The sequence below is a fragment of the Paenibacillus sp. FSL H7-0357 genome (assembly GCF_000758525.1).
Lineage (GTDB): Bacteria > Bacillota > Bacilli > Paenibacillales > Paenibacillaceae > Paenibacillus_AQ.
This window is the reverse complement of the sequence record NZ_CP009241.1, coordinates 5,905,263-5,920,873: the sequence shown is the minus strand read 5'-3', so window position 1 is coordinate 5,920,873 and position 15,611 is coordinate 5,905,263. Positions and strand designations below refer to the sequence as shown.

At 52.3% G+C, this 15,611-nt stretch carries 11 protein-coding genes; 7 read left to right on the top strand and 4 right to left on the bottom strand.

What is annotated here, in order from left to right:
- Positions 1-21 precede the first annotated feature (21 nt).
- Complete coding sequence (locus H70357_RS26185; RefSeq protein WP_197073619.1) at positions 22-2,991, top strand: GH36-type glycosyl hydrolase domain-containing protein; 2,970 nt, start codon at positions 22-24, stop codon at positions 2,989-2,991.
- A gap of 5 nt (positions 2,992-2,996) precedes the next feature.
- On the opposite strand, the gene H70357_RS26180 is transcribed toward H70357_RS26185, so the two are convergent.
- Together H70357_RS26180 and H70357_RS26175 are read right to left on the bottom strand one after the other, a co-directional pair.
- Positions 2,997-4,604 (bottom strand): response regulator, encoded by a 1,608-nt coding sequence (locus tag H70357_RS26180; protein ID WP_038595526.1) that lies wholly within the window; start codon positions 4,602-4,604, stop codon positions 2,997-2,999.
- The gene (locus H70357_RS26175) at positions 4,582-6,327 is read right to left on the bottom strand and encodes a sensor histidine kinase (RefSeq protein ID WP_052092260.1); all 1,746 of its coding nucleotides are present in this window, start codon (positions 6,325-6,327) and stop codon (positions 4,582-4,584) included. Before H70357_RS26175 ends, H70357_RS26180 begins: the two co-directional genes overlap by 23 nt.
- Before the next feature lie 116 nt (positions 6,328-6,443).
- Here H70357_RS26175 and H70357_RS26170 point away from each other — a divergent pair, with 116 nt between their 5' ends.
- Positions 6,444-8,024 (top strand): extracellular solute-binding protein, encoded by a 1,581-nt coding sequence (locus tag H70357_RS26170; RefSeq protein WP_038595523.1) that lies wholly within the window; start codon positions 6,444-6,446, stop codon positions 8,022-8,024.
- A 65-nt stretch (positions 8,025-8,089) separates the two neighbouring features.
- On the opposite strand, the gene bglS (H70357_RS26165) is transcribed toward H70357_RS26170, so the two are convergent.
- The gene (gene bglS, locus H70357_RS26165) at positions 8,090-8,797 is read right to left on the bottom strand and encodes a beta-glucanase (protein ID WP_442950482.1); all 708 of its coding nucleotides are present in this window, start codon (positions 8,795-8,797) and stop codon (positions 8,090-8,092) included.
- Positions 8,798-9,014: 217 nt separating this feature from the next.
- Complete coding sequence (bglS, locus tag H70357_RS26160) at positions 9,015-9,731, bottom strand: beta-glucanase (RefSeq protein ID WP_038600501.1); 717 nt, start codon at positions 9,729-9,731, stop codon at positions 9,015-9,017.
- Positions 9,732-9,934: 203 nt separating this feature from the next.
- Between bglS (H70357_RS26160) and H70357_RS26155 the strand changes: the two genes are divergently transcribed.
- The 5 genes from H70357_RS26155 (at position 9,935) to H70357_RS26135 (ending at position 15,210) form a co-directional block, all read left to right on the top strand.
- Positions 9,935-11,002: an AI-2E family transporter gene (locus H70357_RS26155; protein ID WP_038595522.1), complete on the top strand. Its 1,068-nt coding sequence runs from the start codon at positions 9,935-9,937 to the stop codon at positions 11,000-11,002.
- Between the two features lie 50 nt (positions 11,003-11,052).
- A complete protein-coding gene (locus tag H70357_RS26150) occupies positions 11,053-12,066 on the top strand; it encodes a helix-turn-helix transcriptional regulator (RefSeq protein ID WP_038595520.1) in 1,014 nt (337 codons plus the stop codon).
- A gap of 126 nt (positions 12,067-12,192) precedes the next feature.
- Positions 12,193-12,942, top strand: a complete 750-nt coding sequence (locus H70357_RS26145) for a CPBP family intramembrane glutamic endopeptidase (RefSeq protein WP_038595519.1) — start codon at positions 12,193-12,195, stop codon at positions 12,940-12,942.
- 70 nt (positions 12,943-13,012) lie between these two features.
- Positions 13,013-14,461: a serine hydrolase domain-containing protein gene (locus tag H70357_RS26140; protein WP_038595517.1), complete on the top strand. Its 1,449-nt coding sequence runs from the start codon at positions 13,013-13,015 to the stop codon at positions 14,459-14,461.
- On the top strand, positions 14,458-15,210 hold the full coding sequence (locus H70357_RS26135) for a CPBP family intramembrane glutamic endopeptidase (RefSeq protein ID WP_038595515.1): 753 nt from the start codon (positions 14,458-14,460) through the stop codon (positions 15,208-15,210). The genes H70357_RS26140 and H70357_RS26135 overlap by 4 nt, the downstream gene beginning before the upstream one ends.
- Positions 15,211-15,611 lie beyond the last annotated feature (401 nt).

Below are 15,611 nucleotides of genomic sequence, written 5' to 3'. Positions count from 1 at the left end.
ACAGGAAAGGTGAGAGCTATAATGCTGAAACTTACTACCGCAAGAGAAACAAAGGCTTCGGCCGAAGATATCCTGAGACAAGTGTTTGCCGACCGGATTGGCACCGGCGCGAACGTTAGCGCCCTCTTTACCGATTCGGAACGCCGTGGGGCTGTAGGGATAGCAGGTTTGCCGCTTCGGCTGCCTGCCATTCAGGAGCTGCTCAAGCTGCCCGCCGTGGCTGCGCTGCTGCCGGCTGAAGCCGGCGCGTCCGCGCTGTTCACCGTAAACAGCGAGGGAACAGAACTGTCGCTCTATATCCGGCATGCCGGAAGGCAGGAACAGACGGTCCAGATCCCGGAGGCAACGGCAAGCGAGGCTCTGGCGCAGCTGCAAGCTGCACCGGGCTGGGCCGGAGCGCTTAACGCTGAGGGTGAGCATGTAGTTGATTTGCGTTCACCCGTTCCGGGTCCGCATTTCGCGGTTAATCTGCTGCTGGGCAACCGCCTGCAGTTTCCCCATCCGCTCCAGACCACGCCCAAGAGCGTGGTTGACCGGTTCGGCGGCGGCAGCTTCCGCTCGCACGCCGCAACCCAAGTGCTGGCTACCCGCTGGGATATGCGCCAGGAGGAGAACGGCTTCCCGGCCAACCGGCAATTCTATCTGTTCGAAGACGGGAAGCAGATCTTTTATTCCGCAGACCCCGGAGATGAAGGGATTGAATCGGCGGTCTGCCGGCATTCCCAGAATGCAACCGTCATAAGCTACCGCACCCGCTGCGGTCTGGAGATCACCCGTACCATCTTTATTCTGCCACACTCCGAAGGGTTGCCTCTGGCGACCGAAGCGCAGCGGATTGAGGTTGTGAACCGCGGAGAAGCTGACCGCCGTCTTCGGATTGTCTATACGGGGATGTTCGGTTCCGCCGCTCCGGGGGCGCTGTTCGAGGATGTGCTGTACAGCAATGTCATCATGCAAGGCGGCGTGCTTCAGGATGAATCGGGAGCTGTGGCGGCTATCAGTCCCGATTATTATCCGGAAGGCGGCCGTCACGATCTGCGTTTCCACACGATGATCGTGCATGGAGAAGGCGGGCCGGTGCTGCCGCGCGAATACTGCGTCAGCTACAATGAATTCGTCGGTACAGGCTCGCTGCACCGGCCGGCTGGAGCGCTTAAGCTGAGCAGTATTCTGCACCGCAAGGGACCGGGCTTCTTCGCCGTAGCCGGCGAGATCCATGTTCCTGCCGGAAGCGCGGCAACGGTTGACCAATTGACCGGACTTGTCTCCGACAAGAGCGGCGCGCCTTGGAACGACACGGTGCTGGCGGACGAAGTGGGGGCGCTGGTCGCCCGGTTCTCCAAGCGCAGTGCGGCGGAATCGGCGTTGGCCGAGTCGTCCGGCTTCGTGCGGGATTATGGCAAGTTCCTGCAGGTATCCTCCGGTGACGGGAACTTCGATGTGTTTGTCAACCGCAACCTGCCGTTTCAGGTGCTCTACCAAACGTTCGTCTCCCGTTCCTTTTGCCAGACACAAAAGGGGTATAGGGAAATTGGCTTCCGCGAAATCCAGGATTTGTACGCTTCGATGTATTATTTTGTCGGTATGGGCCGAAGCGCTCTGGTGAAAAGTCTGCTTAAAGAATGGACCGGCATGGTGTTCGAGCTGGGCTATGCGTATCACAATTTCTTCTGGGTCGGCAAAGAGCCGGGCAAATGGTCCGACGACGCGTTATGGCTTGTTCAAGCCGTCTACCGCTATGTCATGCTCACAGGAGATCTTGAGTTCCTGGATGAGTCCTGCCCCGTGGCGGGACAAGAAACCAGCCGGCCGGTCTTCGAGACACTCAAGGCAATTATTGTCTATTCGGGGCAGATTTCGATCGGCCGCCACGGTCTGCCCTTGCTGGACTTCGCAGACTGGAACGACTGTCTGAAGCTGGATGATACGTATCTGAACGGTCCGGCCAAGGAAGAGCTATACCGGAAGCAGCTGCAGGCAGGCGGAGTCTTCGGGGATTCGCTGGAAAGCGATTATTCCGAGAGCGTTATGAACGCCTTCCTGCTGAAGGTGGCGGTAGATGAACTGTCCATACTGGCCGCCCGGAAGGGAGAGCAGGACTATGCCGCGGAGCTGGACCGCTTTGGAGCAGAGCTGCGGGGACGTATTCAATATCATGCCTGGAAGGATAACTTCTTCGCTCGCGTTCTGTTCAACCGATATGCCAACGGCGAATACACGTATTTGGGAGCTGCCGGGGACGGTCTGTCTTCAGATCCGGCGTCCGACGGTTCTTACTTCCTGAATTCCTTCAGTTGGAGCATCCTGGCCGGCTGTGCGGATGAAGCACAGATCTCGGTGATGCTGGACACTATGAAGTCGCATCTCATGACTCCTTTTGGATTGAAGCTGGTCTCGCCTGTTGCACTGGGCCGGGTGTCCTCCCACACGGCTTCGGACGAATACTTTCCGGGCGACCGGGAAAACGGCGGTGTGTTTAAGCATGCCTGCATGATGGCCGCTTCAGCGATGTTTAAGGGAGCCAAGGAAGTGTCGGATGCGGGACTTGCCGCTGAACTGGGCCGCTTCGGCTATTGGCTGCTGGACCGGATCATGCCGTTTAAGACGATGGAAGATCCGTTCGCCATCTGCGGGAATCCGAGATTCTGCACCCAATACAATAACAGCGAGACCGGTGAGAACATTGGTCCGATGCTAAGCGGTACCTCGACCTGGCTCACCCTCTCGCTGATGGAAGCGCTTGGGATTGAATATACGGCGCAGGGCATTGCGCTCAATCCGATCCTGCGGGAGGAGCAGACAGAATTCGCCTATACGCTGAAGCTTGGCAGCTCCTCCTACCGGATCCGGATCAGCAAGCCGGAGGGCTTCCGCCGGATGCAGGACGGCACAGCCCGTCTGACGCTGGATGGCCGGACGCTGGAGGAAGGGCTTGTGCCGACCGCAGATGACGGGCTCGCCCATGAGGTAGAGCTGCGATTTGAAGGTTAAGGGCGTTACAACGACCGATCGCGGAACTCATGCGGGGTCATACCGGCGTATTCCTTGAAGAGCTTAATAAAATAATGGGCGTTGGAGTAGCCAAGTTCGGCGGAAACTTCATAAATTTTCAGCGGCGTATGGATCAGCAGATACGCCGCTTTTTCCATCTTTACCTGGCTGATATAGTCGCTGATTCGCTTGCCTGTCTCCAGCTTGTACATTTTGGACAGGTAGACCGGATGCATCTGGACATGATCGGCGATGGTCTGGAGTGAGACATAGTGGAGATTGCTGTTGATATATTCATGGACGTTCCGAATCAGGACGGTGCGGCTGTCCCGGCGTTCTGATTCGAAATGCTCTCTCAGCAAAGCGATGACCTCCAGCGCCCATTCCCGCAGCTTGTCCGGCGTCTGAAAGGGGGCCTGCTCCAGCAGCGGATTGCCGACAATCTCGCTCAGCATTTTGTTGTTCTTATGGGCAAAATAATAGAATGCCGTCTCCAGATGCAGACGGGCTTCGTGGATATGCTCCAGTGAACGGTCCGGATTTCGGGCCAGCTCCGAAGCGATGGCATTCAGCTTGTCCTCGATGCCCTGCCAGTTGTTTGCTTCGAACATATGAAAGAACAGCGGAGGCTCATAGAGCGGCTGCAGAATCTCCACAGGCTGGGGGCCGCTGTTATCCGTTGCGTCCAGATAGATGCCTGTTTCGCTGCCGATATGCTGGCGGATGGCCGAGATGGCTGATTGATAGAGCGTGTAGACCTGGTCGGGGAAGCTTCCCCAGCCTGTAGTCACCACGGAGAGGCCGCCTCCAATCAGCGTGCCGACATGGTTCTGCAACTGATAGGCTGCCTGGGCGACATCATCGCCCGGATTGCCGCCGGGTTCAATATCATCCTTGGGCTGCAGCAGAAATACGAGATAATCATGCACATCTTTGCAGGACCAGATGCGGAAACGGTCTTGGAACAGCTCCTGTGCGATATTGATAATCGCATATTCGAACAGCAGCATGCTGCGCATGTCCTGGCGCCGGAAGAATTCCTCCGGTCTGACCACTGCGAGGCATACCGGCAGGTCGGTTGAGAGCGGCAGATCGAACTGTGCCAGCCGTTCTTCCAGTTGCGGCTTAGGCAGCTTCCGTCCCTGCAGCAGCTCCCCGAGCAGGCGGTCCCGCAGGAGCGGAAGATGCTCGCGGAAGGTCTGCATCGTCCGCTGATAGGAGGACCATGTCTCCCATTCGCCGCGCAGCTCTTCCTGAAGCCTCGCGATCACGGCGATCAACTGGTCATTGGCAATCGGCTTAAGCAAGTAGGCGCTGGCTTGCTCCTCTATCGCCTTGCGGGCATATTCGAACTCAGCATAACCGGTCAGCATAACTACCCGGATATGCTTCCAGCGGCTGCGGATAGAGGCAATCAGTTCGATGCCCGAGATTTCCGGCATATTGATGTCAGTAACTACAATATCGATAGGATAGCGCTGAAGCAGTTCCAGCGCCTCGTAACCCGAATAAGCTTTATGAACCTGTTCGAATCCCATTTCTGCCCAAGGAAGCGAGATGGATAGGTCATCGACGACGTAGGGTTCGTCGTCAACCAGCAGAATTTGGTGCATAGGGTTCCTCTTTCTTCTCCATGCGGAGAGTGATTTTTAGGCCGCCGTCAGATGAAGGAGCGATCAGAAGGCCGGAAGAATCGCCATAATAAGATTTGAGGCGCTGCTGGATATTCCATAGCCCGCAGCCTCCGTCCTCGCGCGTCGATTCAGACATTCTAACATGCAGAGCAGCAATCGCCTCATCGGTCATGCCGGCTCCATTGTCTTCAACAGTGACGGTGACCATTTCTTGCGTTTGGCTGGCGGTGATCCGAATAGAGCCTTGGCCGATTTTTTTCTCAATGCCATGAATAATGCTGTTCTCGACCAAGGGCTGAATCAGCAGCCGGGGAATGTTCAGGCCCAGCAGATCATCGGCGATATCCATCTCATAGCAGATGCGCTGTTTCCGCAAATTCTGTATTTCCAGGTAGTTCTCCAGCAGCTTCAGTTCTTCCTGAAGGGTGGTGAGAGAATGGTCGACTTTGGTGATATAACGGTAGTACTCGCCTAGATTAAGCGCCATGGCCTCCACTGAATCCGTATCGCCGACAACAGCCTTGCTCTTGATAAAGAATAGGCAATTGTAGAGAAAATGCGGATTGATCTGCGATTGAAGCTGCTTGAGGTGGGCGTCCTTGGCCCGGAGCTGCTCCAGATAGACCTGTTCAATCAGCAATTGAATCTTCTCAGCCATTTCATTGAACTCCTCGTTGAGCATCGTGAACTCGGGATTGGTCTTGGTATGAATACGGGTAGACCAGCGTCCTTCCTTCATTCTGTTGAGGGAACGCAGCAAGAGGCTTACCGGACGCTGTACTTGACGATAGAGCTGCAGCGAGAACAGCAGGCTCATCACCAGCAGTATGGCCGATCCCGTCAGGAAGGAATAACGGCTGCTGCGGATCGGCTGAAGAATCTGCTTCAGCGGCGAATAATGCACAACCTGCCAGTTAATGGCCGAAGATGGAACCGAGCTGACAAGAAAGCTGCCTTCCTTGAGACTGAAGATGTCCGAGGTCCCTTGTCCGGTTGAAGGAGTCAGCGTTGCCACAATCCGCTTCGCCATTTTCCGGTCGGTATTGCGGGAGAGGATTATCCCAAAAGCCGGATGGAACAGGAAGGTGTCGCCCTTGTTTTGCGATTGGTAGGCATCGAACATCCGCTCAATATTGGATATGGGAAAATACATCGACATCAGCAGTTCCGCCTCGCGGGGGGCATTTCTTCTCTCGATGGGGTCCGACAGCAGCAGACGGAAGCCCGCTTCGGCGCTGCCCTTGTCCTCCGAAATATACTCCCAGCCAGCCGGCAAAGGCTTTTCAAGTATGGAGGAGTCAAAGGAGAGCGAGGAATCCGACCCCAGGGTCTCGCCGCTGTGCGGCTTGTACAGGACAATCCGGTTCTCCCATGTGCTGGAGCTGGTCTGAAGGGACAGCTTCTCCAGAACGGTCATAATGGTCTGAGGGGGATCAATAAGGTGGCCCAATTGCCGGATCTGCTCATAGTCGCGGACGGTCGGATCTCGCTGAAGTGCATACATGCTGCCTGCCAATTGGTTGATATTGTTGTCCATCTGCTGGGTCAGGAACTCCAGATGATTCAAATCGGTCGTTTTAATCTGGTTCGTAATGACTCCGATATCCTTGCGGTAGGACAATCCGTAGAATAAGAGCGTGACTGAAATAAGGGAAATAAGAATCGCAACCATTTTTATAAATAGGTTCGGACGCCAGGCCATAAGATCATCCTTTTCAAAGACTTCGCTGTATAAAAGAATTGTATCATACGATGCTGAAGACGATTATGATACAATTTGTTGGGCTCCCCAGAACATTACGAAAAGCAGGTGGTTCCATGAAAATCCGTTTACCGCTATTCCTACTGCTCTTGTCGTTGTCGGGATGCGCGTTCCGCAGCGCCGGCGAAGGTCTCCCGGCGGGCTCCCCGGAGAGCACAGCGCCTCATTTCGACGTCAAGGCGGGCAAATATAATCCTCCTGTAGACCTGTATACGGTAGGTTCCGTGAACCCCAATCTGACCTTCAAAAAAGGCGAGAGCCTCGAGCATAACGTGCATACCATCTGGGCCGAGAACCGGCTCGGCATCCGTATCCGTTATCTTTGGACCATCTCCGGCACCTCCGAGACCTATGCCAACAAGCTGAGGCTTGAACTGGCCAAAGGCAATATGCCCGATGTCGTAACGACCCGGGATGCCGACATCATCCAGGAACTGATCGACTCCGGGCAATTCATGGAAGTCGGTGATTTATTTGAACAGTACGCTTCCAAGGTGTGGAAGAAGGCTGTGGCCGAGGATGCCTCGGCATGGGATACTTTCGTGCGGGACGGGCGCAAGTATGCCATTCCCATCATGGATTACGAATATAACTCCGATCCGCTGCTCTGGGTCCGCCAGGATTGGCTGGATAAGCTGCATCTGGACGCGCCGCGGAATCTGGACGAACTGGGACGGGTCATGGATGCCTTTGTCAACCGGGACCCGGACGGCAATGGTCTTAAGGACACTTACGGCCTTGCCGTTGGATTCCGCAACGGTCCGAACACCTGGATGGGGGACAGCAGTTGGGTCTTTGGCGCGTTCGGCACGGTTCCTGAGCAGTGGAACCGCATGAGCGACGGAACACTGGAATACGGGTCCGTGCAGCCCGGCGCCCGCAAGGCTGTTGCACTCATGAAGCATTGGGTGCATCAAGGATACTTGTCCACCGACAGTGCGTGGCTTGATGAAGAGGGCGCCGCCAATCTGTTCGTCTCCGGCAAGGCCGGCATCATTGCCGGTCCGTACTGGATGCGTGGCTGGCCCTTGTCCTTCCTGACCGCCGCTGACCCGCAGGCACGCGTCAAGGCCATCGCCATACCTTCGGGACCAGGCGGTATGGCCTTGAGAAGGGGCACCCTGCCTGTCAATGGCGCTATTCTGATTAGCAAGAAAATGAAGCATCCGGAAATCTTTTTTACCTATCAAAATTATTTGTTTGATTATTACGCCACCTCGACCGGCGAGTTCATCCATGGTCTTGCCGAAGACTATGATTGGGCAATGGTGGGCGGCAAGCCGACAATTATGCCTTCCGCTCTGCCGCTGGGCGGCATCCGGGTCGCTTCCTACACGCTAACCTTCGATGGAGCAAGAATTCCCTCCAAAGTCATCAAGGAAATTCCGGAGGACATTGCCCCTGTGCTACTCAGCCAGAAGGAGGCTTCCCGCAAGGAGCAGTTCACGGGACCGCCAACCGCGACGATGAAGAGCGACGGCGAGCTGCTGAAGAAGCTGGAACAAAAAAGCTTTCAAAAAATAATCTTCGCGGACAGCGGCATCGTGGAATTCGATGAATTCGTCGACAAATGGAAAGCCTACGGAGGGTTGACCGAAACCTCGGAAGTCAACGTCTGGGACCGCAGCCGCCAATGAGTGCCGCAGGGACAAGAAACCGCCTTGATTAAGGCGGTTTCTTGTCGGAGAGGCGCCGGAATTTCTTACTTGCCCGACGATTGATCCGGAGTATAGCGGAACTGGTCATAGTAAGCATGGAGCGGGGCTTTTCCGTCATACGGCTCCAGCCAGGAATCCACGCCTGTCCCGTTCCAGAGATTCATCATAATGCGGCCCGGAGTGGAGGGAAGGTTCTCGGTCGCCGTGTGAACAGGACGGCCGTCGATGTACCAGGTAATGGAATCCTTTTTCCAGTCGAATCCGTACCAATGAAATTCCTGTGAAGCGTCAAAACCGAGGTCGATCACCTTCTCGTGCTCCCCCACGCCACCCGTGAAGTAATTCAACTGTACCTGCCGGGTATTTTTACCCAAAAATTCAATGTCGATTTCGTCCCAAGGCTCGCCTTCCGAGGGGCCGGTATAAGTGAAAAAAGAAGAGACTACACCGGGATTGGCCGCCGGCTTCATCCGGATTTCATACTTGCCATAGCTGTACTTCTCCAGCGAACGGTACTCCGCACCGTCGAACTCGCCGGGAGACGTACTGGTGAGCGACAGGGTCAAAAGTCCGTCACCGGCAAATGAGATGTTGTTCCCGCGCCAGGTGCAATTGAACATGTCTCCGTTGGAATAGCCATCCGTTTTGGTCCAGAACTCCGTATTGAACTCTGTAAAATCGTCCTTCACGCCTCCGGCGCTGGATTTCGGTACTGAAGCGAAGGCCCATATGCCCCACACGGCGGCTGACAAAGCTGCGACCGCTGCGGACGCCTTGATTAACCTGCTGCGTATCAATTCTGTTCCTCCTGTGATGTTTTCTTACTATTATCGTACTGAATGGCGGCTGCAGCCGCCATACCAATGTGTCAATCCGGATAACAAATTCTGAAGATAACGGATTTTTAATAGAAGCAAATGGACCCCGGCAGACGCGGAATGCTCAGCGGCCAGGGTCCAACACTCGCTTTTAGTTGCTTGTATATTTCAGCCAATCGTAATAGGCGTACAGCGGATTGGCGCCGTTATATGAACCGAGCCAGGAGTCTACACCGGCTCCGTTCCAGAGATTCATCATAATTTTACCTGGCTGGGAGGGGATATTGCTCGTTGCCGTATGCTTCAATGCACCGTCCACATACCATTTAATGTACCCCGGCTGCCAGTCGAAGGCGTACGTATGATAACTTTGAGAAGCGTCAAAGCCAAGATCGACGATCTTCTCATGACCGCCAACGCCGTTCGTATAATAATTGAACTGGACCTTGGTGGTATCTTTGCCCAGAAACTCGATATCGATTTCATCCCAGGGGGTGCCGTCGGAAGGACCGGTATAGGTGAAAAAAGAGGAGACGATTCCGCTGTTTTTGGCCGGCTTCATGCTGACCTCATATTTGCCGTAGCCATACTTGTACACGGACCGGTATTCTGCACCGTCAAACTTGTTGTTGCTGGGGCTGGTCAACGCCAGGCGAAGCTGTCCGCCGCTGGTAAACGAGATATTGTTTGCGCGCCAGGTACAATTAAACATACCGCCATTGGAATAGCCGTCGGCTTGTTGCCAGGTTGCGGAATTGAAGTAGGTCAGAGGTTCATCGAAGACGGTGGCTGCCGAAACAGACGGAGCCCCCGCCAGCAATCCGGCAAGCAGCAAAGTTAGACCTGCACCGTACAATTTTTTCAGCATTTTCATAGAAAAACATCCCTCCTTAAAATGAAAGCGTTTTTACAATATGATTTTAGCCAGCGCCAACTCTGTCCGCCATACCATCTACTGAAGCTGGATAACAAAAAAACAACTTTTGTCTGAAAAAAAGGTTATTTCGTCACCCTCCCACACATACTGATATTGCATGCCTGTCTTAGGTGAATACGATCAGGAGGGATATTATGGAGGAGTGGTCACACAGTAAATGGTTCCGCTGGATGATCGGAGTGCTGCTCACCCTGATCATTTTGTATTTTGTGTGGCAGCTTCGTCCGATGCTGCAGGGGATATTCCAGTTTCTAAAAGCGATTCTTGCGCCGTTTCTGGCGGCCATGATCATTTCTTATGTACTGAATCCGGTGGTCAGTATGCTGGCGGGACGGAAGATGCCGCGCAGCGTTGCCGTTCTTCTCATCTACGCCGTATTCCTGACTTCAATTGCGGTCATTGCCATCAATCTCATACCGATGTTTATCGAGCAGCTTGAGGAGCTGAACGAACATCTGCCGGAGATGACACTGCATGCGCAAGGTCTCATGAAGAATATGAATTCCCGGCTGATCCCGCCCGGTGTTGAGATGGGGATGAACAATTGGTTTTTTCAGCTGGAGGAACGTCTGGCAAAAGGAATATCACATTTTCTCGACAATATCGGGACAACGATAGGTGTGCTGTTCAATGCATTTATCGTTCCGTTTCTCGTGTTCTACATTCTCAAGGACTTTGAAGTGTTTGAGCGGACCGTAGTTTCCTGCCTGCCCCGCTCGCGCCGCAAATCGATTGTGAAGCTGCTCAAGGATATTGATGAAGCGCTGGGCAACTATATCCGCGGACAGTTCCTCGTCTGTATTATTATAGGCGTGCTGGCATATATCGGTTATGCCATCATCGGGATGCCTTACGCGCTGCTGTTTGCCTGTGTAGTCGCTGTGTTCAACATCGTTCCATACATGGGCCCGTTTCTGGGGGCGGCTCCGGCCATTGTGATGGCCTCAACCCTATCCCTGCGCCTTGTCCTGCTGGTGGCAGTAGTGAATACGCTGTGCCAGATGCTGGAGAGCAATGTGATCTCGCCCCAGGTGGTCGGACGGAGACTGCATCTGCATCCGCTGCTGATTATTTTTGCCCTGCTGGTCGGCGGAGAGGTGGCCGGAATGATTGGTCTTATTCTGGCGGTGCCGTGTTTTGCGGCCGGAAAAGTCGTAATTCAGCACTTAATGGCTTATTATATTAAGCGAAAGCCGGTTTAGCCGGAGAGACCAAACGATCCTACAATATAACATTATGAAAGGGAACACTCATGCAAACGTTGCAGTCCCTGCAGTCCCTGCAGTATGAAGAGCTTCATTCCCATTACAACAGATATTTGTCTCCGTTTCTCCCTTACAGCTCAAATGATCGATATACCGATCGGATCATTCTGCCTGAATCCATAGGAAGCGGCAGCATCAGCCGGACACGCCTGAGACCCGGCATGGAGGTTATCATGGCCGACTGCCAGATGAAGGACGTTCATACCATGCAGCTCAACGGCAATCTTCCGATGGTCGATCTGACCTTCTGGATTCAGGGCAATATTGAAATCCTTCATTCGGGAATACAAGAGCAGATTTCCCCAGGTCTTGGCCACCTTACATTTGGCCTGGAGCAGCAGCTTGAACTAAAATACGCGGCAGGGATGCCAATAGCCATCTGTGAAATTCGTTTGTCTACAGCTTTATTTGACGAATTAATGGATGAACTTGGACACGCGCGTTACAGCTCAGCATTGATTCTTGGTGGGCGCGAGAATCTCATATTCCACCACTCGATATTACCCAAGGTGCAGGCTATTCTGCAGGATATTCGCTCCCATCCCTTTGCCGGACCGATGCGAAAAATGTTCCTGGAAGGAAAAGCTCTGGAGCTGCTTGCCCTCTGGCTCCAGCAAACCTTGTTTGAAGACGAAGTGCCCGCGCAGCGGGGCAGAATTCGGCTGCGTAAAGAGGATATCGCGAGAGTGCGCGAGGCGAGCGGGATCTTGGAGAAGCGGATGGAGCAGCCCCCGTCATTACTGGAATTGTCCAAGCTGGCCGGAATCAGTGATTCCAAGCTAAAAGCCGGTTTCAAGGAACTCTTCGGCACTACCGTCTTCGGATATTTAAAAGAAAAACGGCTTGAGAAGGCGAAGGAGCTGCTTGAAATGGAACGAATCAATGTGTGTGATGCAGCGATTATGGTAGGGTACTCCAACCCGAGCCATTTTGCAGCGAGCTTCCGAGAGAGGTTCGGATGTAATCCGCGGGATTGGATCATTGAATCCCAACGCTTGTAATCCGCCCAACGTCAGCACTCAACCCTACACTGTTACTTATTGAACGTACCGGGGCGGACACCCTCTGCATAGGATGATAGACTGAATGCAACCGCGGTTACATTCACATCACAATGGAGGTCCGCCTTGAGTACTCACCCTATTAGCCTGGTAGAAACAGAGCAGCATTCGTTGGCAAAATCAATAGCATATCATCTCTTCCCCGGTATAATAGCCTTTCTGTGTGTCCTATTCTTTACTCCATTGTTAATAAAGTCAGGCCTGACGATTGGGTTGGCACTCAATCTTGCGCTGTTCCTTTCGATTGTTCCGGTCCAGCTCGGGCTTCTGCTCTATACCGCCAAGAAGCAGACCGGGAGATTTACGTTAGAAGGTATTCTTCCATACCGTCAAAAACTGCCCTTGCGGCAATATTTCATTTGGGTTCCTGCACTGCTGGGCTGGATTATTTTGGTCTTCTTCCTGCTGGAACCGGTAGGCAATTATCTGCTTCAGTATGTGTTTAATTTCTTCCCGGCAGGGTTCAATCCTGCTGCTGATGTGCTGTCACGGTATTCAAGTGGAATGCTGCTCGCATCCTGGGCCAGTGATTTGATTTTGCTTGGAATTTTTGTACCGATTGTGGAGGAATTCTACTTTAGAGGGTACTTGCTGCCCAGGCTGAGCAGATACCGGGGAGCAAGTGTCTTCATCAATGTGGTTTTGTTCGCCGTGTATCATTTTTTCTCTCCATGGATGGCCATTACCCGAATTATCGCGATCTTCCCGATGTGCTTCATCGTATGGCGCACCAAGAACATCTACGTAGGCATGGCAGTCCACGTTCTGCTTAACCTGATTTCTTCACTGTCACAATATAATCTGTATATGGGCTGACTGTGCTAAATACATTCAAATACCCGGGAGCGATATCAGGATCGTGCTATGCATATGAAGGGGAAGGGAAATGAAAATAATTCGTAAAACATATATGGCCTTATTGACGCTGGTATTATTTGCTGCCTTGTTCTCGCACACAACCGCCGGGGCTGCTTCAAGCTTCGACGGGGCAGGGGTGGACCAGTACATGAAGAATGCTATGGAACGGCTGGACATTCCAGGTGCATCACTTGGCATCGTAAAAGGAGACCGGATCATTTATTTGCAGGGATACGGTATATCAGGTCCGGAACAGAAGCCGGTAACACCGCAAACACCATTTATTCTAGGTTCTACCAGCAAGTCCATTACAGCCCTTGCTGTTATTCAGTTGGCAGAGGAAGGCAAGATTGAGCTTGAAGCGCCTGTACAGCGTTACTTACCATGGTTTCATTTGGCAGATGCAGAAGCTTCTGCCCGAATTACTGTCCAAGATTTGCTGCACCAGACAAGCGGCATATCTGAGTATGAGGGCAGAGCAACTATGGCCTCGGATGATCTTCCGCTTGAAGATTATCTCCGCGGAATGACAGGGGTTCCCCTTGCTCAACCGGTCGGAGCAAAATATCAATATTCAAATTTAAACTATGATATTTTGGGTGGCATTATTCAAGAAGTCTCGCAGCAACCGTATGGTGATTACGTGAAGGAGCACATCTTTAAACCGCTAGATATGGAGCATAGTACTGCCTACGTTGAGGAGGCTCAAGAATACGGGCTGGCTTCTGGCTATCAGCCTGTTTTTGGGATTATGATGTCCACTCCACGAATAGATCATACTGCCTCAGTACCGGATGGCAATCTGATCTCAAGCGCGGAGGATCTGTCCAAGTATTTAATCGCCCAGATGAATGGCGGCCATTTTGAGGATCAAAGGGTGCTTTCAAAGGCAGGCATGGACCGGATGCATCAACCTGCTTCGCTGATTAAGCAAGGCGAGTATTATGGAATGGGCTGGATAATCTCTGATGAAACGGTCTGGCATAATGGTACAACGGAAAGTTCTTCTTCCTATTTGTCGATGGATGGAGAGTATGGGATCGTATTGCTGTTCAACTCCGTGGATTTTTTAGCAAGTTATGATTATATCCTGCAGGGGATTGGAGAAGTGCTTCACGGGCAGGTGGCTTCTGTAGATAAACTGCCTCATTATAATAAAATACACATGACTATTAATGCTGTTCTGTTACTGTTTGTTATTTTATATGTATGGTCCTTATACGGATTGATTAAATGGAAAAATACAAAACAGTTGACAAAGCCGGGGCGCTACATCCGTTCTATGACTCTACTCTTACTCAATATTGTTCTTCCCATTGCCGTACTGATTGGTATTCCCATGCTACTGCTCCCTTGGCCGGTAGCTTTATTGTTTCTTCCGGGCATAGCGCACTTTATTTTGATCTTCTGTCTGTTATTGATAGCCGCCGGAGTTGTTAAGATCGTACGGATAGGAAGAGATAGGAGGTCCTTTTGAATACTCACGCAATTCGAAACGAGCAGGAAACAGAGCAGCACTCGCTGCTGAAAGCAGCAGCATTTCATCTTATCCCAGGTGCAGTCACTTTTCTTTTTATTTTTTTTATTTCGCCAATATTACATAAAGCTGGACTTACAATTGCGCTTTCCATCAACTTAGAAACGATACTTTGGCTCGCTCCAGCCATGCTTGGGATTCTGATCTATCAAGCCCGGAGACAGACCGGCACATTTTCGTTAAAGGGCATTATGCCATATCGTCAAAAACTGCCCCTGCGGCACTATCTCATTCTCGTCCCTGTAGTGCTGGGCTGGGCGGTTCTGATCTTCTGGCTAATGGAACCGGTAAGCCGTGTTTTGCTGGAACATGTCTTTTCCTTTTATCCTGACTGGTTCGATGCCAGTACTGATGATATGTCCCGCTATTCACATGGCATGCTGGTGGCAACCTGGGTCAGTGATTTTATTCTGATTGGCTTGTTGGCACCGGTCGTAGAGGAATTGTATTTTAGAGGATATCTACTGCCTAGGCTGGGAAGATACCGGGGCTGGGGGTTGCTGATAAATGTGGTGCTGTTTGTCGTGTATCATTTTTTCTCTCCTTGGATGATTATCACCCGGCTGATTGCAATCTTTCCGATGTACTTCGTCGTATGGCGGACCAAAAACATTTACATAGGCATGGTTGCCCATGTATTACTCAACCTGATTTCCGCTCTGTCGCTCTACAGCTTGTATTTCGGATAATTCCACGTTGACTATAGTCAACGTTTTTGGTTATAATGTTGTGTAATATTACGATTATGTTGTGATGAATAGCAGTTCGATGAAGAGGAGTATTAACTCACGCGACGTTATAGCAGAGAGCCGGTGCATTGGTGCAAGCCGGTTAACGGAACGGAATGAACTCACCTCCGAGTAACGGCGCAAGCCGCAGGTTTCGCAGGGCAGATGCTGCGAAAGGCCAGTGTGTGAACCGTCGTCGCCTCACCTCCGTTAAAGGGTGTCAAAGTGAGTGGCAGAATAAAGCATGTTCAGCCGCTAACTAGGGTGGTACCACGGGAATTCAAACCTCTCGTCCCTAGCGATCATACGCTAGGGATGGGAGGTTTTTTTGCGGAGTTGGGCTTATGCCCCGGTAAACAACA

What these genes read in the sequence shown, in the direction of transcription:
- H70357_RS26185 (WP_197073619.1), top strand. Translation starts at nt 22, where the DNA reads ATGCTGAAACTTACTACCGCAAGAGAAACAAAGGCTTCGGCCGAAGAT.
- H70357_RS26180 (WP_038595526.1), bottom strand. Translation starts at nt 4,604, where the DNA reads ATGCACCAAATTCTGCTGGTTGACGACGAACCCTACGTCGTCGATGAC.
- H70357_RS26175 (WP_052092260.1), bottom strand. Translation starts at nt 6,327, where the DNA reads ATGGCCTGGCGTCCGAACCTATTTATAAAAATGGTTGCGATTCTTATT.
- H70357_RS26170 (WP_038595523.1), top strand. Translation starts at nt 6,444, where the DNA reads ATGAAAATCCGTTTACCGCTATTCCTACTGCTCTTGTCGTTGTCGGGA.
- bglS (WP_038600501.1), bottom strand. Translation starts at nt 9,731, where the DNA reads ATGCTGAAAAAATTGTACGGTGCAGGTCTAACTTTGCTGCTTGCCGGA.
- H70357_RS26155 (WP_038595522.1), top strand. Translation starts at nt 9,935, where the DNA reads ATGGAGGAGTGGTCACACAGTAAATGGTTCCGCTGGATGATCGGAGTG.
- H70357_RS26150 (WP_038595520.1), top strand. Translation starts at nt 11,053, where the DNA reads ATGCAAACGTTGCAGTCCCTGCAGTCCCTGCAGTATGAAGAGCTTCAT.
- H70357_RS26140 (WP_038595517.1), top strand. Translation starts at nt 13,013, where the DNA reads ATGAAAATAATTCGTAAAACATATATGGCCTTATTGACGCTGGTATTA.